This window comes from Psychrobacillus psychrodurans (genome assembly GCF_050209195.1).
GTDB classification, from domain to species: domain Bacteria; phylum Bacillota; class Bacilli; order Bacillales_A; family Planococcaceae; genus Psychrobacillus; species Psychrobacillus psychrodurans.
Map to the genome: position 1 here is coordinate 1,360,909 of NZ_CP189791.1, position 17,860 is coordinate 1,378,768.

The 17,860-nt window shown below is 36.9% G+C and carries 17 protein-coding genes; all 17 read left to right on the forward strand.

The window, feature by feature from the left end:
• Window positions 1–100: 100 nt before the first annotated feature.
• The 17 genes from rnc (at window position 101) to sucD (ending at window position 17,613) form a co-directional block, all read left to right on the forward strand.
• Window positions 101–859 (forward strand): ribonuclease III, encoded by a 759-nt coding sequence (rnc, locus tag ACQCPR_RS06325; RefSeq protein WP_090562656.1) that lies wholly within the window; start codon window positions 101–103, stop codon window positions 857–859.
• A 3-nt stretch (window positions 860–862) separates the two neighbouring features.
• On the forward strand, window positions 863–4,417 hold the full coding sequence (gene smc / locus ACQCPR_RS06330) for a chromosome segregation protein SMC (protein ID WP_427138527.1): 3,555 nt from the start codon (window positions 863–865) through the stop codon (window positions 4,415–4,417).
• Between the two features lie 13 nt (window positions 4,418–4,430).
• Window positions 4,431–5,456 carry a signal recognition particle-docking protein FtsY gene (gene ftsY / locus ACQCPR_RS06335; protein ID WP_427138528.1) on the forward strand — a complete coding sequence of 342 codons (1,026 nt, stop codon included), beginning with the start codon at window positions 4,431–4,433 and terminating at the stop codon, window positions 5,454–5,456.
• A 71-nt stretch (window positions 5,457–5,527) separates the two neighbouring features.
• On the forward strand, window positions 5,528–5,857 hold the full coding sequence (locus tag ACQCPR_RS06340; protein ID WP_090562647.1) for a putative DNA-binding protein: 330 nt from the start codon (window positions 5,528–5,530) through the stop codon (window positions 5,855–5,857).
• A gap of 13 nt (window positions 5,858–5,870) precedes the next feature.
• Window positions 5,871–7,226, forward strand: a complete 1,356-nt coding sequence (gene ffh / locus ACQCPR_RS06345; RefSeq protein ID WP_090562644.1) for a signal recognition particle protein — start codon at window positions 5,871–5,873, stop codon at window positions 7,224–7,226.
• Window positions 7,227–7,330: 104 nt separating this feature from the next.
• Window positions 7,331–7,603 (forward strand): 30S ribosomal protein S16, encoded by a 273-nt coding sequence (gene rpsP / locus ACQCPR_RS06350; protein WP_053590001.1) that lies wholly within the window; start codon window positions 7,331–7,333, stop codon window positions 7,601–7,603.
• 14 nt (window positions 7,604–7,617) lie between these two features.
• Complete coding sequence (locus ACQCPR_RS06355) at window positions 7,618–7,851, forward strand: KH domain-containing protein (RefSeq protein ID WP_090562641.1); 234 nt, start codon at window positions 7,618–7,620, stop codon at window positions 7,849–7,851.
• 864 nt (window positions 7,852–8,715) lie between these two features.
• Entirely contained in the window at window positions 8,716–9,234 is a 519-nt protein-coding gene (rimM, locus tag ACQCPR_RS06360; protein WP_090562638.1) for a ribosome maturation factor RimM, read from the forward strand.
• Window positions 9,234–9,962: a tRNA (guanosine(37)-N1)-methyltransferase TrmD gene (gene trmD, locus ACQCPR_RS06365; RefSeq protein WP_269921484.1), complete on the forward strand. Its 729-nt coding sequence runs from the start codon at window positions 9,234–9,236 to the stop codon at window positions 9,960–9,962. The genes rimM and trmD overlap by 1 nt, the downstream gene beginning before the upstream one ends.
• A gap of 138 nt (window positions 9,963–10,100) precedes the next feature.
• Entirely contained in the window at window positions 10,101–10,445 is a 345-nt protein-coding gene (gene rplS / locus ACQCPR_RS06370) for a 50S ribosomal protein L19 (protein ID WP_090562635.1), read from the forward strand.
• Window positions 10,446–10,731: 286 nt separating this feature from the next.
• Window positions 10,732–11,292 carry a signal peptidase I gene (gene lepB / locus ACQCPR_RS06375; protein ID WP_090562632.1) on the forward strand — a complete coding sequence of 187 codons (561 nt, stop codon included), beginning with the start codon at window positions 10,732–10,734 and terminating at the stop codon, window positions 11,290–11,292.
• 14 nt (window positions 11,293–11,306) lie between these two features.
• Entirely contained in the window at window positions 11,307–12,158 is an 852-nt protein-coding gene (gene ylqF / locus ACQCPR_RS06380) for a ribosome biogenesis GTPase YlqF (protein WP_090562630.1), read from the forward strand.
• 326 nt (window positions 12,159–12,484) lie between these two features.
• Window positions 12,485–13,255 (forward strand): ribonuclease HII, encoded by a 771-nt coding sequence (locus ACQCPR_RS06385; protein ID WP_090562628.1) that lies wholly within the window; start codon window positions 12,485–12,487, stop codon window positions 13,253–13,255.
• 4 nt (window positions 13,256–13,259) lie between these two features.
• Window positions 13,260–15,119, forward strand: a complete 1,860-nt coding sequence (locus tag ACQCPR_RS06390) for a hypothetical protein (RefSeq protein ID WP_427138529.1) — start codon at window positions 13,260–13,262, stop codon at window positions 15,117–15,119.
• Window positions 15,116–15,415: an EscU/YscU/HrcU family type III secretion system export apparatus switch protein gene (locus ACQCPR_RS06395; RefSeq protein WP_427138530.1), complete on the forward strand. Its 300-nt coding sequence runs from the start codon at window positions 15,116–15,118 to the stop codon at window positions 15,413–15,415. Before ACQCPR_RS06390 ends, ACQCPR_RS06395 begins: the two co-directional genes overlap by 4 nt.
• 116 nt (window positions 15,416–15,531) lie before the next feature.
• Window positions 15,532–16,692: an ADP-forming succinate--CoA ligase subunit beta gene (gene sucC, locus ACQCPR_RS06400; protein ID WP_090562621.1), complete on the forward strand. Its 1,161-nt coding sequence runs from the start codon at window positions 15,532–15,534 to the stop codon at window positions 16,690–16,692.
• Between the two features lie 18 nt (window positions 16,693–16,710).
• A complete protein-coding gene (gene sucD / locus ACQCPR_RS06405; protein ID WP_090562618.1) occupies window positions 16,711–17,613 on the forward strand; it encodes a succinate--CoA ligase subunit alpha in 903 nt (300 codons plus the stop codon).
• Window positions 17,614–17,860: the final 247 nt, after the last annotated feature.

Below are 17,860 nucleotides of genomic sequence, written 5' to 3' on the forward strand. Positions count from 1 at the left end.
CGTGCGAATAGTACAGAACGTCTCTATTTCTTTTTGCACATTAGTTTAGAAACGGGTAAACTTAGAAGGACATATGATAAGTGAGAAAGGCAGATAATTCATGAAAGTAAATCGCAAAAAAAATATTACACGTAAGTCAGTTTTTTCGGAAACTGTAAAAGAACAATTTGAACAGTTCCAGGAGCATTTTCAGATTAGGTTTCAAAACTCAACATTATTGTATCAAGCCTTTACCCATTCATCTTATGTGAATGAGCATCGACGGAAATTTTTTGCCGATAACGAACGATTAGAATTCCTTGGAGACGCGGTGTTGGAGCTGTCTGTTTCTCAATATTTATTTCAACAGTATACAGGTATGAGTGAAGGAGAGTTAACTAAACTTCGAGCAGCAATTGTTTGTGAGCCATCACTTGTATTATTTGCTAATGAGTTAAACTTCGGCAAATATGTATTGTTAGGAAAAGGGGAGGAACTGACAGGTGGTCGTGAAAGACCTGCGCTTCTAGCAGACGTTTTTGAAGCTTTTATCGGTGCTTTATACTTAGATCAGGGATTAGAAACAGTGATAGAGTTTTTAGAAAAAATTGTTTTCCCTAAAATCGAACTCGGTGCTTTTTCGCATGTGATGGATTATAAAAGTCAATTACAAGAAATTATTCAACAACAAAATAATGGTACGTTAAGCTATGAAATTGTAGAGGAAAAAGGTCCGGCTCACAATCGAACTTTTGTTTCTCGGGTTATTTTAAACACTAAAGAACTGGGTATAGGAAATGGTCGTTCCAAAAAAGAGGCAGAACAACAAGCTGCAAGGCTAGCCATACTCTATTTTAGGGATTCAGAACGGGAGGAATAATCATTGTTCCTTAAAAGATTGGAAATAGTTGGATTTAAGTCATTTGCAGATCGTATAGGAATTGATTTTGTTCCTGGAGTAACTGCAGTAGTAGGACCGAATGGTAGTGGGAAAAGTAATGTTACAGACGCAATTAGATGGGTATTAGGTGAGCAATCTGCTAAATCCCTTCGAGGTGCAAAAATGGAAGATGTCATTTTTGCTGGAAGTGATTCTAGAAAAGCTTTGAACTTTGCAGAAGTGACCTTGATATTAGATAACGCAGATCAACGGGTTGCTCTTGATTTTGCGGAAATTAGTGTGACTAGAAGGGTGTTTCGTTCGGGAGACAGTGAATATTTGTTAAACAAACAAACATGTAGACTAAAGGATATTACCGATTTATTTATGGACTCGGGACTTGGAAAAGAAGCTTTTTCTATTATTTCTCAAGGACGAGTTGATGAAATATTAAATAGTAGACCAGAAGATCGTCGGACCATTTTTGAGGAAACTGCGGGTGTTCTAAAGTATAAGCAACGTAAAAAGAAAGCTGAATTCAAGCTGATCGAAACAGATGATAATTTAAATCGCGTGCTTGATATTTTACATGAATTAGATGGTCGAATGGAGCCTCTACAAATCCAGTCTTCTTTGGCTTCTGATTATTTAATGATGTCAGCGGAGCTAAAGGATATTGAAATCGCGGTAATTGCCCACGACTTAAGATTATATGTTCAAGAAAATATGGAGTTACAAACAAAATTAGAAGAACTTCAGCAAATCAAACAGTCTTTGCTAGTACAAATTGATGAGTTGGAAAAAAATATTCAACAACATAGAAAACTGATGTCTGATATTGATGGAAAGTTAGATATAGAGCAAAGCGAACTTGTAGAGTCTAGTTCTGAGCTAGAACGGTTAGAAGGTAGAAAATTACTTTTGGCAGAGAAAAAGCAAAATGCTAGTCAGCAAATATCGCAGTTGAAAAAAGCTCTGGAAGAGGAACAATATAAAGTCCAAACACTAGAAGAGCAATTGAAAACTAATGGTTTAGCTAAATCTGAAAAACTAGCTCAACTCAAAGAGCTTCGTACTAAGAAAGTTCAAATCGATCATGTTTTGAGTAAATCAGCTTCCGAAATGGAAGAAGAAATTGAAGATTTAAAAAGTACGTATATCGATTTGCTGAATGAAGAAGCAACGATGAAAAACGAAATGAAGCATATGGAGCAGCAACTTCAATTTGAATTAGTTTCTTCTGAAAGAATGACTGCAGATTATCAGGAAATCAAAGACGAATTAGAAAAACTAACAATCCGCAAAAATGAACTAGATCCATTATTGGTAAATTGTCAAAAGGATCTACAACAAAAACTTGCGGATTATAAAACCAAACGAGAAGTTTCAGAACGACTGGAAGGTTCTTTTGAAGAACAGCAAACAATGCTTCAAAAAGCCTATCAAATGAAACATCAAATGCAAGCTAGAAGAGATTCATTGGAAGAGTTAGAATCTGAGTTTTCAGGGTTTTTCCAAGGAGTTAAAGAGGTTCTTATTGCGCGAGATAAAAAGGAACTAAAAGGAATTCACGGTGCAGTTGCCGAGCTAATTCAAATACCAGAATCGTATATGACTGCAATTGATACTGCAATTGGTCCCCAATCTCAGCATATAATTACGGATAGTAGTCAGGATGCTCGAATTGCAATAGATTGGTTAAAAAAGAAAAGAGTGGGACGAGCAACATTTCTGCCTTTACAGGTTATGAAATCTCGTAAAATAAACGAATCTACACTAAATTCTATTAAGGAACATCCGTCTTTTGTGAATACAGCGGATAAACTTGTAAACTATTTAGGTGGTTATCAAATTATTGTAGAAAATTTACTTGGAAATATCATTATTGCCAAAGATTTAAAAGGTGCCAATGAAATGGCTGCCCGATTACAATATAAATTCCGTTTCGTTACTCTAGATGGGGATGTAGTGAATGCTGGAGGTTCTTTAACAGGAGGTTCAGTTAAACAGCAATCATCTTTATTTACACGTAAAGCAGAGCTAGAGCAACTTAATGTAAAACTAGTGGAACTAGAAAAATCTGTTTTGGAAGCAGAAGTTTCTGTTTCCAAAAGAAAGCAAGAAGTTCAAGAATTGAAAAAAGATTTAGAAGAAACTCGACTCTCCGGTGAGCAATTGAGAGAGCTAGAACATAAACTACTCTCAGAATCCAGAGAATGTGCTGCTATAATTTCTAGATTGACGAATCAGTTGTTGGAATACGATGAAGAAAAAACAGAAAAGAATAATCTACATGAAGGCTTAGTTCGGAAAAAAGAGCAAACTGCTTCCAGAAGCGCAGAGATTAACGAATCCTTGACTTCTATTCAGAAGACAATCGACGAATTGCAAACATTGAAACAACAATCCCTACAAGAAAAAGATAAATTCCAAAATGAATTAGGTGAAATACTTTCTTCTATCGCGGTGGTCAATGAACAAATTTCTCAACAAGACAAAGAAAAGGTTTTATTAGATCAATCTAGCGTAGCGAGTATACAAAAAGTGGCAACATTGCAGAAGGAAATCGCTTGGTATGAAAATGATGACCAGGGTGGTACATCTCCTGAAGAACTAATGAAACTAATAGATCAACGCAAACAGACAAAAGAACATTTAATCGTCCAAATTCAATCTGGTAAAACTCAGCGTGCAGAACTTGCACAAACAATTTTACAAGCAGAAATTGCATTGAAACAGCTGCAACAACAAGCGAATGTTCAACTTACGGAAGAACGTGCATTAGATATAAAGCAGGGTAAAATAGAAGTAGAAATGAGAACGTTACAAAATCATTTAGAAGAAACTTATGAAATGATATTGGTAGATGCAGAGCGGGATTATCCATTTGAGATGGATGAGGATTTAGCCCGTAAAAAGGTTAAATTATTGAAACGATCTATTGAAGAGTTAGGTCCTATCAATCTTAGTTCGATTCAGGAATATGAACAAGTTAGCGAGCGCCACTCATTCTTGACAGAACAAAGAGAAGATCTATTATCTGCTCAAGAAACATTACATGAGGTTATTAAAGAAATGGATGAGGAAATGACAATTCGTTTTGAAACAACCTTCAATGAAATTCAACGTCATTTCAAAGTGGTGTTCCGAGAATTGTTTGGTGGTGGGCAGGCAGATTTAGTATTAACTGATCCCACTTCGTTACTTGAGACGGGTATTGATATTCTTGCCCAACCTCCAGGAAAAAAACTCCAAAATCTTTCTTTATTATCTGGTGGAGAACGAGCACTTACTGCCATTGCGTTATTATTTTCTATTCTACGTACACGCCCGGTTCCATTTTGTATTTTGGATGAAGTGGAAGCAGCTCTAGATGAGGCAAATGTAACTCGTTATAGCGATTATTTGAAGAAATTCAGTCATAATACGCAGTTTATCGTTATTACACATCGTAAGGGAACAATGGAAGGTGCAGATGTCCTGTATGGTATTACAATGCAGGAATCTGGTATATCTAAATTAGTTTCTGTTAAATTAGAAGCGGAACTAGTAACTTAAAAGGAGTTTATATATGAGCTTTTTTAAAAAATTCAAAGAGAAAATGTTAGGTTCTACTCCAGAAGTGGAAGAAACAGTTTCGATTACCAATAAGTTCAAGGAAGGTCTTTCCAAAACAAGGAACCAATTTACGTCAAAGGTTAATGATTTAGTTGCCAAATACCGTAAAGTGGACGAAGACTTTTTTGAGGAACTTGAGGAAATTTTACTTCAAGCAGATGTAGGTTTTGAAACTGTTACAGAACTGATGGATTCTTTAAGATTTGAGGTACAACGCAAAAATATTAAAAATACTTCTGGAATTCAATCGGTTATTTCTGAGAAATTAGTAGAAATTTATAAAGCTGGAGAAGACGATATAGCAGAACTTCAACTAGAAGAAAGTGGATTGTCTGTAATTTTGTTTGTCGGAGTAAATGGGGTTGGTAAAACAACAACTATTGGAAAGTTAGCTCATAGACTAAAAGAGGAAGAAGGCAAAAATGTCATGTTAGCAGCGGGGGATACTTTCCGTGCTGGTGCAATTGATCAGCTTCAAGTCTGGGGAGATAGAGTAGGAGTCGAAGTCATTAAGCAGTCTGAAGGCTCTGATCCCGCAGCTGTTATGTATGATGCTGTAAGAGCGGCTAAATCTCGCAATGTGGATGTGTTGATCTGTGATACTGCGGGGAGATTACAAAACAAAGTTAACTTAATGAATGAGCTTGAAAAAATTCATAGGGTAATTTCTCGTGAGATACCTGATGCTCCACATGAAGTGCTATTAGCTCTTGATGCTACTACTGGACAAAATGCACTTGTTCAGGCACAGACATTTAAAGAAGTAACAAATGTGACGGGAATAGTCTTAACTAAGCTAGACGGTACTGCAAAAGGTGGTATAGTGCTTGCTATACGCAATAAACTTCATATCCCAGTTAAATTTGTTGGACTAGGGGAAAAAATGGATGATTTACAACCATTTGATGCTGAGAAGTACGTATACGGACTTTTTGCTGATGGATTGGATTTAGAAGACGCGGAAGAGTCAGACAAGTAATTTTACTTGACAGTTGTCTCTTCTCTTACTAAAATATAGTATGACAAGTGAAATGGTAAGGAGAGATGGGAATGATTGAAAAAACAACTCGCATGAATTTTCTCTTCGATTTTTACCAGGCTTTATTAACAGATAAACAAAGAAGCTATATGCAGCTTTATTATTTAGACGATCTATCTCTTGGAGAAATTGCAGAAGAATATACTATTTCTAGGCAAGCGGTATATGATAACATACGCCGAACTGAAGCTATGTTGGAAGAGTATGAGGAAAAGCTTAGTCTGTTTTCTAAATTTCAACGTAGACAAGAAACTGTGGAACAACTGCTTTCTCTTGTAAAAGATCAATCATCTGAAAAAGAACTGATTCAACTCATTAATCAATTAAAAGAATGGGATTAGGAGGCGAACGAGCATGGCATTTGAAGGGTTAGCTGAGCGACTCCAAGGCACACTTCAGAAAATAAAAGGTAAGGGGAAAGTTTCTGAAGCCGATGTAAAAGAAATGATGAGAGAAGTTCGATATGCACTTCTTGAAGCAGACGTTAACTTAAAAGTAGTAAAAGAATTTGTCAAAAATGTATCGGATCGTGCCGTTGGGCAAGACGTGATGAAAAGTTTAACACCAGGACAACAGGTTGTTAAAATCGTTAAAGATGAATTGACTGAACTTATGGGTGGAGAGCAAAGTCAAATTTCTTTCTCTACTAGACCCCCGACAGTTATTATGATGGTCGGTTTGCAAGGTGCGGGGAAAACAACAACTACGGGTAAATTGGCCAATATTCTACGTAAAAAGTATAATAAAAAGCCTCTATTAGTTGCTGCCGATATCTATAGACCAGCGGCAGTCCAACAGTTACAAACTATTGGGAAACAGCTATCATTACCTGTGTTTGCATTAGGGACAGATATTTCTCCTGTTGAAATAGTCAAACAGGCTATGGAGCAAGCAAAAGAAGAACATCACGATGTAGTTATTATAGATACTGCAGGGCGTCTTCATATTGATGAGACACTTATGCAGGAATTAAAGGATATCCGTGCAATCAAAGAGCCTGATGAGGTGTTTTTAGTTGTAGATGCAATGACAGGTCAAGATGCAGTCAATGTTGCGAACAACTTTAATGATGCTATAGGTATTACGGGTGTCGTTTTAACGAAGCTAGATGGAGATACACGCGGTGGTGCTGCATTATCTATTCGCTCTGTTACTCAAAAACCGATTAAATTTGTCGGGATGGGTGAAAAAATGGATGCATTAGAGCCATTCCACCCTGAACGAATGGCTTCTCGAATTTTAGGTATGGGCGATATGATGTCACTTATAGAAAAAGCTCAGGCAAATGTCGATGAAGAAAGAGCGAAGGAATTAGAAGAAAAATTCCGCACGCAGAGTTTTACATTCGATGATTTCTTAGAACAAATTGGTCAAGTGAAACAGATGGGACCTTTAGATGAAATTCTAAAAATGCTACCAGGTGCAGGCAAAATCAAAGGATTGGAAAATGCGAAGGTGGATGAAAAACAGATGGATCGTGTAGAAGCCATCATTTATTCTATGACAACGCAAGAAAAAACAACTCCTGAGATTATTAATGGACCAAGAAAAAAGAGAATTGCTAAAGGATCTGGTACATCTATTCAAGATATAAATAGATTACTGAAACAATTCGAAGACATGAAAAAAATGATGAAACAAATGACCAACATGCAACAAAAAGGCAAGAAAAAGATGAAAATGCCAGGTCTAGACTCGTTGTTTAAGTAGAGTTTTACTAAAAAAAACAGGGTGTTAAGAAAAAACACTTTACAAACAAATAAAACCTTGATAATATACTATCTTGTGTGAAACTATTCGGAGGTGCAATGAAAATGGCAGTTAAAATTCGTTTAAAACGTATGGGAGCAAAAAAATCTCCTTTCTATCGTATTGTAGTAGCAGACTCTCGCTCACCACGTGATGGTCGTCAAATTGAAACAGTAGGTACTTACAACCCACTTACTAAACCAGCTGAAGTTAAAATTAACGAAGAATTAGCGTTAAAATGGCTTCAAGACGGTGCGAAACCATCTGATACAGTACGTAACTTGTTCTCAGAACAAGGAATTATGGAAAAATTCCATAACGCAAAACTCGGCAAATAATCGGAGGGGACAATGTGAAGCAGCTGATCGAAGCAATCGTTAAACCGATAGTTGATTATCCAGAAAATGTAAAGGTTGAAAAAGAAGAAAGTATAAACCGTATAGTTTATAAACTTTCTGTTCATCCTGAAGATATGGGGAAAGTAATTGGCAAACAAGGGCGTGTCGCGAAAGCAATTCGTACAATTGTTTACTCAGCAGCAGGCAGTCACCAAAAGAAAAAAACATATGTCGACATATTAGATTAAAGGGAGAACAATTTGTTCTTCCTTTTTTGATAGTTATGAAAACATTATACTCAGATGTCTAGCTCCAGCGCCTAGTCCACCTGAGTTGCTTCAGGATTTTACGTAAAGCTCGTCACAGAAGAACGTTGTCAGGGCTGACCTAGGCGCCTGCGCATTTCTAAAAGATTAAGAAGGTATATAAAATTGTACCGTGTACACTGTGTTTAAGGGTGAAAGAATGAATAAATAATACTACTGATTAGCGTTACAAGTGGAGAACAAAGGCTAAGTGCGCCACGTCTTGTGGCAAAGTCTTTGTGACCAACATCCTGTCGGCATCCGCGGGCGAGGTCGAGCCTCCTCAGTCAGGCGCTACGATTCTTCTTAGTGGAGTCTCGACTTTGTCGCTTATCCCGCTGGAGTCGCCACATTTCACTACAATCAATTAAGTGAATAGTACTGCACTATAAGATTTTGCATAGTCTATCGCTTGGATAATAAATTTAGTCAGGGTAATATAGGGATAAAATCGTCTGTTGAACTGAGCTACTATTTTGTAAAGAAGAATGTAGAAAGTGGATCTTCTTTTTCCTAAGTCCCTTATTTCTTTACTTGTTTTAAGATAAAACATGTGTACTTAGGTGATTTTATACTAGTTAGCCAAACATATTAAGTGGATTTAATTGATTGGAGCGCAGAGCGGCGACTCCAGTGGGAAAAGCGCGAGATGAAGACCCTGGACTGAGCGAAAGCGAAGGAAGCGGCTGAAGCCGTGCCCACGGAAAGTGTCCGCTCGGAGCGGAAATCAATGACATATCTACATTTTTATTTTTAAAGGTCCGGGCGTCTTTTTTTACCCGGTTTTCTTACTAGGAGGTAATCTTAATGGAATGGTTTAATGTAGGTAAGATAGTAAATACACACGGTATTTGGGGAGAGGTTCGAGTAATCTCTACAACAGACTTTGCTGACGAACGCTATGAAGTTGGAAGCGAACTAGCGTTACATAAAGCAGATGGTTCTAAACCAATTATTGTTAAAGTAGCGAGTCATCGTCGACATAAGAATTTTGATTTATTAACTTTTGAAGGATACTCATTGTTGAAGGATGTAGAAGCATTTAAAAACGCAATTTTAAAGGTTTCTGAAAAATACCTTTCAGAGTTAGAAGAAAATGAGTTCTATTTTCACGAAATTATAGGTTGTACAGTAGAATCTACTGAAGGTGAAATTATTGGAACTATAACAGAAATAATTCAAACTGGCGCCAACGATGTTTGGGCTGTGAGACCCGAAAAAGGAAAAAAAGACCACTATATTCCTTATATTGAAGACGTAGTGAAATCAATTGATATTGAAAATAAAAAAATCAAAATAGAAGTATTGGATGGTCTGTTATCATGATGAACATTCACATTCTTTCTCTTTTTCCAGAAATGTTTACTGGTGTATTTAATTCATCGATTTTGAAAAAGGCCCAAGAAAAGAATGAAGCAACGATTAATGTAGTAAATTTTAGGGATTACTCAGGTAACAAACATCATCAAGTGGACGACTATCCATATGGCGGTGGTGCAGGGATGGTGTTAAAGCCAGAACCTATTTTTAATGCCATAGAGGCTCTTCCGCCAAGTAAAGGACCAAGTAGACGCATTATCCTTTTGTGTCCTCAGGGAGAACGTTTTACGCAGAAAAAAGCGGAAGAACTAGCACGGGAAGAAGAGCTTGTTTTTATTTGTGGTCACTACGAAGGCTATGATGAACGAATTCGAGAGCACTTAGTGACAGACGAAATTTCTATTGGAGATTTTGTTTTAACAGGTGGCGAGCTTGCAGCCATGACGGTGGTGGATAGTGTTGTGAGATTATTGCCTAATGTCTTGGGTAATGCAGAATCGCATGAGAAAGATTCCTTTTCCACTGGTTTGCTAGAGCATCCCCATTATACTCGTCCAGTCGAATTCAGAGGTCATACAGTTCCAGATGTTTTAATGTCTGGAAACCATGCAGCAATTGAAAAGTGGCGCAAAGAAGAATCATTAAAAAGAACATTCATGCGAAGGCCAGATTTATTGGAGCGGATTGAACTAACTTCCGACGAGGAGCGTTTATTAAAAGAAATAAAAGGATAGTAAATTTCTAATAATTATTGCATCCAATAATTAGTTGTGTTATATTTTACTATGTGCTTTTATGAAAAGTACTGATTTTGGGTGTTCCGCTGCAACAGCAACTGTGTGTAAGAGCATTCTACAGAAGGAGAGAAAATGATGCAAAACATTATTTCAGAAATCACTAAAGAACAATTACGTTCAGACCTTCCAACATTCCGTCCTGGGGACACAGTTCGTGTTCACGTTAAGGTTGTTGAGGGAACTCGCGAACGTATCCAAATGTACGAAGGTGTTGTAATTAAACGTCGTGGTGGCGGAATTAGCGAAACTTTTACAGTTCGTAAAATTTCATCCGGTGTTGGTGTTGAACGTACATTCCCTGTACACACACCAAAAATTGCAAACTTAGAAGTTATCCGTCGTGGTAAAGTTCGTCGTGCTAAATTGTACTACTTACGTGACCTACGTGGTAAAGCAGCTCGTATTAAAGAGCGTCGTTAATAGCAAAAGTAAATGTTGTAGTAAAGGTGTTTACACTTTTGCTACAACATTTTTTATTATAATTATGTCCGAGTTAATTCATAAGAAATATTTAATATGATTTGTTAACAAATATTTTAGAATAATGGCATTTATATCAGATGATCATAATAGATTCATTAAAAGGCTATTTTCTATTTAGTTCATATAAACAAATCACGTAAACAACAAGAAAAGTGGACAATTGTTTTTGCTTGAAAAGAGATTTCCTTGTACAATAAAGACAATAACCAAAGGGGGCAAGTTGATGGAACAAGTAAAAAAAGAAAAGAATGAATTATGGGAGTGGTCAAAAGCTCTATTAATTGCTTTTGGACTAGCAGCAATAATTCGCTTCTTTTTATTTACACCTATCGTAGTAGACGGAGAATCAATGATGCCTACTTTAAAAAATGGGGATCGCATGGTTGTCAACAAAATAGGCTATATGGTTGGTGAACCAGATCGTTATGACATAGTAGTATTTCATGCCCCAGAGCAAAAAAATTATATAAAACGTGTAATTGGGCTCCCTGGTGATCATGTAGAGTATAAAAATGATCAGTTATATGTAAATGGAGAAGCTATGGAAGAACCATATTTAGATCAATACAAAAGTGAAATAACAGAAGGTACTCTTACAGATGATTTCACTTTAGAAGAGATTACTCAGAAACCAGAAATCCCTGAAGGTTATATTTTTGTAATGGGAGATAATCGAAGATATAGTAAAGATAGTCGACATATTGGCTTGGTTAAAATTGATGAAGTTATTGGAAATACAAATATTGTTTTTTGGCCACTCAATGAAATTGGTTTGATAAAGTAAAAAGGAAGTGCACTATGACAATTCAATGGTTTCCTGGTCATATGGCCAAAGCAAGAAGAGAAGTAACCGAGAACTTAAAATTAGTGGATATCGTATTTGAATTAATAGATGCACGTTTACCGCTATCATCTAGAAATCCAATGATAGATGAAGTTATACATCAGAAAACGAGACTACTCATATTAAATAAAATGGATATGGCTGATGAAACACAAACTAAAAAGTGGATTGCTTATTTTGAGGAAAAAGGTCACCCTGCGGTGGCGATTAACTCTTTAGAAGGTAAAGGGCTCCAAACTGTATTCAAGGCGGCAAAAGAGCTTTTAAAGCCTAAATGGGACCGTATGAAGGACAGGGGTATAAAGCCTAGAGCAATACGTGCAATGATTGTTGGTATACCAAATGTGGGTAAATCAACATTGATTAACCGATTTGCCAAGAAAAATATTGCGAGAACGGGTAATACACCAGGTGTAACGAAAAAGCAACAATGGATTAAAGTTGAAAGAGAAATTGAATTGCTGGATACTCCAGGTATCTTATGGCCGAAGTTCGAGGATCAACAAGTGGGCTATAAGCTTGCCCTTACTGGTGCTATTAAAGATGCAGTGATTAATATGGAAGATTTGGCAGTCTATGGCTTAAACTTCTTGCAGGATCACTATCCAAAACGGATGGAAGAACGGTATCAAATAAAAGAGATGAGCGAAGATTTAGTAGAAACATTTGACAAAATTGGGAAGTTAAGAAGATGTTATACAAATGGGACCGAAATAGATTACGATCAAGTATCGGAACTGATTGTTCGGGACGTTCGAAACCTACATCTAGGAAGATTAACATTTGATTTTGTAGAGGAATATTAAACAGACATACTACCCTTTTTGCCACTGGTAAAAAGGGTTTTCTCTTTTCAAAAGAGTGTCCTATTAGTACTTAATGGAGCCGTGCGATGTTAATTTCTGCTCCAGGGATGTGGCATGCTTTAACTTTTGTCCCTCTCAAAAGGTTCTTCAGGGCTTTCAGCTCGTGAAACTGACGCTTCCCTTCCGCTCCAATCAATAATATCGACTTTTAAAGAACCAATAAATATTGTAATAAAAGTATACTTTCGTTTTTAATTGAAACAAACAATTATGAAATTGACTCAAATGCCGATACATAGATTAGATATAGAAAGAATGTGAATAAATTGTTAAGTCTAAAAGAGATCAAAAATAAATTGGAAAAATCAAAGGGCTCGGAAGATTGGATAACTGAGTTAGAACAGGATGAACGAATTGGTGCCAGGAAACTATGGACGAGCTGGAAAAAAAAACAACAGCTTCTCCAATTAGAACGTCAATCGCATGAACAAAAAGTTGTCTTCGATAGAAGCTATTGTTCTCTGGAAAATGAATTAGTAGCAGGTGTGGATGAAGCAGGTAGAGGCCCTTTAGCCGGTCCAGTGGTAACAGCAGCGGTAATTCTTCAAAATGCTACAGAAGAATTAATTGGCCTAGACGATTCTAAACAATTATCCAGAAATAAACGACAAGAACTAGCTATAGCGATTAAACGAAATGCAATTGCATACAGTATCCACTTCCAATCGGTTGAAAAAATAGATCAACTTAATATTTATGAAGCAACGAAACAATCCATGACAGAAGCTGTATTAAGTTTAAAAACTAGACCAAATGTCGTATTAGTAGATGCAATGAATTTGCCGATTGATATTAAAGTCCATTCAATCATAAAAGGTGATGCACAAAGCTTAGCAATCGCTGCAGCGTCCATATTAGCAAAAACAGCACGGGACGAATACATGGATCAGTTGCACGAGCAATTTCCAATGTATTTGTTTAATAAACATGCAGGCTACGGTACAAAGCTACATGTTGAAATGATAGAGAAATTCGGTCCAACTGAGCATCATCGAAAAACATTCGAACCGATCAAATCCATATTAAGAATGAGGTGATAAAGTGACTTCGACATCTTTTTCAACTATTCAATCCCAATTAACTTCTGGGGTTACTTCTCAGTCACAAACTCCTATGAAGGAAGGTCAAGTGATTCACGGTACGATAAAAAAACTGTATCCAAATCAAACTGCAGAAGTCCAAATAGGAAATCAAAAAGTAATAGCTAAATTAGAGACTCCATTAAAAGCTGGAGATTCTCATTTTTTCCAAGTAGAAAAATCCGCTCCTGAATTACAGCTGAAAGTAGTTACAGGACCTCTCACGCAAGGAAATACATTGGTGCAACAAGGGCAACAATTATTACAAGCGATGAACTTACCAAAAACAACTGAAATGCAAGCAGCGATACAGTTTTTTTTAAAACAACAATTACCCGTTTCTAAAGATACATTAATGCAAGTAGAACAGTTATTAAAACAACTTCCAAAAGATATGACGATGAAAGCGGCGCTAGAAACAATTCAGAAGATAATAGATATGAAGTTACCTTTAACGAATTCAATGTTTCAAACAGTGTTGAGTGGTAAATCTACCGATGGATTGCATAATATCCTGCAAAATTTGCAGTTTCAATTACAACAAGATCAAACGGTAGAGCCAGCATTGAAAAATAATATGCTTCAAAATCTACAGAAAATAGCAGAACCATTTAATGGACCAGTGGCTGGAGCGATACTTGGTAAGCAAATAGAAACCCTTCAAAACCAGCAGCAACCGATATCCTCACGATTGACAATGCTACAAACATTAAAGGACTCCAGTGTTCTGCCAGCTACTGCAAGTCTTGCAAATCCCACACCATTAACTAACCAGCAGTCAATTGTGAACTCTGCTGGAGACCAATTGTTAAAGCTTGGTCAGGCTGTCCCAGCAGAAAAAAGAACAGCGTTAGAACAATTTCGTAATTGGGTAATTCAGCAACCTACTTTAACGGCAAACCAAAAAAGTGAAGTGATAGCTTTACTGAAAAGTGATAATCAGCCTAACCAGCTTCAAGTAATAAACAATGCCCTGACAAAAGTATTTGCTGAGCAAAGTCAGCAAGCAATTTTTGCAAAGGATATGAATGGATTAACCCCCAAGGATCATTTAGTGTCATTGCTTGGTAAGGGGGATTCTGTAGAATCGATTGCTCAGACTCTACAGCAAATAACGGGTATTAGTAAAAATTCTACGAGTAGTAATGTATTAACTCAAACACTAGTGCAATCAGAACAGCAAGTTATGCAACAATTAGATGGAAAAGCATTTGAACATGCAATGAAAGAAGTATTGAAATCACTAGGATTTGGTTATGAAGCGAAACTTGGGGCTAATAGTGACGAAATCAGACAATTAGCTACCCAACTAAAGCCACAGATTGTGGAGTTACTGCAAAACCAGACCATTTCTTCTGCGATTAGAGAAAGCGCAGAAGTTGTACTTGGTCGTATGAATGGGTTACAAATACTATCCAATGAAAATGGACCACAACACCAGCTATTGATGCAAGTTCCATTGGAGTTTTTAGGTAAAAAAATGGATGCTACACTTGAATGGAATGGTCGGATGAAAGAGGATGGTAAAATTGATTCTGAGTTTGCTAGAATAATGTTTTATTTGCAGTTAGATACTTTAGAAGAAACCGTGGTAGATATGCAGGTGCAAAATAGAGTAGTATCAATTACTTTATATAACAATGATACGCAGTTGGTTTCCTTCGCAGATAAATTTAAGGAAACATTAAAGGCAGGATTATCCTCAGTCGGCTATCAACTATCAGGAGTATTCGTAAAAACTTTTGAGGAACAAAAAATGACATCTGTTTTGAAGTCAAAACCAAAAACTTTTGACACGCAAGGAGTAGACATTCGTATATGAAAGATGAAAAATATACTCGAAAAGAAGCAGTTGCCATAACGTATAATCCAGGTTTTAGTGATGCTCCAAAGATAGTTGCCAAAGGAAAAGGTAAAATAGCAGAAAATATATTGGCAAAAGCAGAAGAATTTAATGTTCCGGTTCAGGAGGATGCAAGTTTAGTTGAACTTCTCGGACAATTAGATATCAATCAATCGATTCCAGAAGAGTTATATCAAGCGGTTGCAGAGGTATTTGCTTATATTTATAAAATTGATAAAGAAAAAGAAGTCAGAGTTAAATCTTTCGACACGTAGTCTGAATATTAGTTGTTTTAGCTAAATATCATACTTTTGTGGACAAGATGTGACACTTTTAATACAATTAGAAAGGTAGTAAATTACTTGACATAAGTTTGATTGGAGGATGTAAGATGAATATCCATGAATATCAAGGTAAACAACTCCTGAGACAATATGGCGTAGCAGTTTCTAACGGAATTGTAGCTTTCTCACCTGAAGAGGCAGTGAAAGCAGCAAAAGAATTAGGATCAAGCGTCATTGTTGTTAAAGCTCAAATTCACGCTGGTGGGCGTGGTAAAGCTGGTGGAGTAAAAATCGCTAAAAATCTAGATGAGGTACGTGAATACGCGAAGGAACTATTAGGTAAAGTACTTGTTACTCACCAAACGGGTCCTGAAGGTAAAGAAATTAAACGTTTACTGATCGAAGAAGGAAGCGACATTAAGAAAGAATATTATGTAGGGCTAGTTTTAGACCGTTCAACTTCACGTGTAACATTAATGGGCTCTGAAGAGGGCGGTATGGACATTGAAGAAGTGGCTGAAAATACACCTGAAAAACTTTTCTATGAAGAAATCGATCCAGTTGTAGGCTTAACAGGCTTCCAAGCACGTCGCATGGCATTTAACATGAATATTCCAGCTAAACTTGTGAACAAAGCAGCTAAATTCATGCTTGGTTTATATCAAGTTTATAAAGAAAAAGATGCTTCAATCGTTGAGATTAACCCATTAGTAGTAACTGCTGATGACAATGTTTTAGCACTTGATGCAAAATTCAACTTCGATGGTAACGCATTATATCGTCATAACGACATATTAGAAATGCGTGATTATGATGAAGAGGATCCAAAAGAAATCGAAGCTTCAAAATATGACCTGAGCTATATTTCTTTAGACGGAAATATCGGATGTATGGTTAATGGAGCAGGTCTAGCTATGGCAACAATGGACACAATTAGCTATTACGGCGGATCACCCGCAAACTTCCTTGACGTTGGGGGCGGCGCGACTGCTGAAAAAGTTACAGAAGCATTCAAAATCATCCTTTCTGATAAAAACGTAAAAGGTATTTTTGTTAATATCTTCGGTGGAATTATGAAGTGTGACATCATCGCTGAGGGTGTTATTATTGCAGCGAAAGAATTAGGATTAGAAGTACCACTTGTAGTTCGTTTAGAAGGTACTAACGTAGATTTAGGTAAAAAATTATTAAATGAATCAGGCTTAAATATCGTTGCTGCAGATTCAATGGCAGACGGTGCTCAAAAAATCGTTAATCTTGTAGGATAAGAAAGGCAGGGACAAAAAGTGAGCGTATACATTAATAAAGATACTAAAGTAATTGTACAAGGAATTACGGGCTCAACTGCTCTTTTCCATACAAAACAAATGTTAGAATATGGAACTAAAATCGTTGCTGGGGTTACACCTGGTAAAGGTGGAACAGAAGTAGAAGGAGTACCAGTTTTCAATACAGTTGAAGATGCTGTTAAAGCTACTGGCGCTAACGTTTCAGTAATTTATGTTCCAGCACCATTTGCTGCAGATGCAATTTTAGAAGCAGTTGACGCTGAATTGGATATGACTATTTGTATTACTGAGCATATCCCAGTATTAGATATGGTTAACGTTAAACGTTACATGGAAGGTAAAAAAACACGTCTAGTTGGACCAAACTGTCCGGGTGTTATTACTGCAGATGAATGTAAAATTGGTATTATGCCAGGTTACATCAATACTAAAGGTCATGTAGGAGTAGTTTCACGTTCAGGAACTCTAACTTATGAAGCAGTTCTTCAGTTAACGGATGCAGGTATCGGTCAATCTACTTCTGTAGGTATTGGTGGAGACCCAGTTAACGGAACAAACTTCATCGATGTTCTAAAAGAATTCAACGATGACCCTGACACATATGCAGCAGTTATGATTGGGGAAATTGGTGGTACTGCAGAAGAGGAAGCAGCTGAATGGATTAAAGCTAATATGACAAAACCTGTCATTGGATTCATTGGTGGGCAAACTGCACCTCCTGGTAAACGTATGGGTCATGCTGGAGCTATTATTTCCGGTGGACAAGGTACTGCAGAAGGAAAAATCAAAGCAATGGAAGCGGCAGGCATGAAAGTTGCAGCAACTCCATCTGTAATTGGTGAAACTTTAATCGAAGCGATTAAAGAAGCAGGTATTTACGATTCTTGTAAAACACATTAATATAGAAGTGCGGCACATCAACTGATGTTGCCGTATTTTTTTAAATAATTCTAGGTAGATGAAAATGGAACAGAAAAACTTCGTTTGTGGTAAATAATGAATAATTCTGTGACTTTCGTTTCATGTGGACCCTTTCCGCGGGCGAGGCCGAGCCCTCTCGTATACTCCGCTACCTGTGGGTCTCAACTTTCTCGCTTATCCCGCTCGAATCGACAAATTCCACTTCCATCAACTAGTGTATATTCCT

What these genes read in the sequence shown, in the direction of transcription:
- sucC (WP_090562621.1), top strand. Translation starts at nt 15,532, where the DNA reads ATGAATATCCATGAATATCAAGGTAAACAACTCCTGAGACAATATGGC.
- lepB (WP_090562632.1), top strand. Translation starts at nt 10,732, where the DNA reads ATGGAACAAGTAAAAAAAGAAAAGAATGAATTATGGGAGTGGTCAAAA.
- rnc (WP_090562656.1), top strand. Translation starts at nt 101, where the DNA reads ATGAAAGTAAATCGCAAAAAAAATATTACACGTAAGTCAGTTTTTTCG.
- ACQCPR_RS06340 (WP_090562647.1), top strand. Translation starts at nt 5,528, where the DNA reads ATGATTGAAAAAACAACTCGCATGAATTTTCTCTTCGATTTTTACCAG.
- ACQCPR_RS06395 (WP_427138530.1), top strand. Translation starts at nt 15,116, where the DNA reads ATGAAAGATGAAAAATATACTCGAAAAGAAGCAGTTGCCATAACGTAT.
- ylqF (WP_090562630.1), top strand. Translation starts at nt 11,307, where the DNA reads ATGACAATTCAATGGTTTCCTGGTCATATGGCCAAAGCAAGAAGAGAA.
- rplS (WP_090562635.1), top strand. Translation starts at nt 10,101, where the DNA reads ATGCAAAACATTATTTCAGAAATCACTAAAGAACAATTACGTTCAGAC.
- rimM (WP_090562638.1), top strand. Translation starts at nt 8,716, where the DNA reads ATGGAATGGTTTAATGTAGGTAAGATAGTAAATACACACGGTATTTGG.
- trmD (WP_269921484.1), top strand. Translation starts at nt 9,234, where the DNA reads ATGAACATTCACATTCTTTCTCTTTTTCCAGAAATGTTTACTGGTGTA.
- rpsP (WP_053590001.1), top strand. Translation starts at nt 7,331, where the DNA reads ATGGCAGTTAAAATTCGTTTAAAACGTATGGGAGCAAAAAAATCTCCT.
- ftsY (WP_427138528.1), top strand. Translation starts at nt 4,431, where the DNA reads ATGAGCTTTTTTAAAAAATTCAAAGAGAAAATGTTAGGTTCTACTCCA.
- ffh (WP_090562644.1), top strand. Translation starts at nt 5,871, where the DNA reads ATGGCATTTGAAGGGTTAGCTGAGCGACTCCAAGGCACACTTCAGAAA.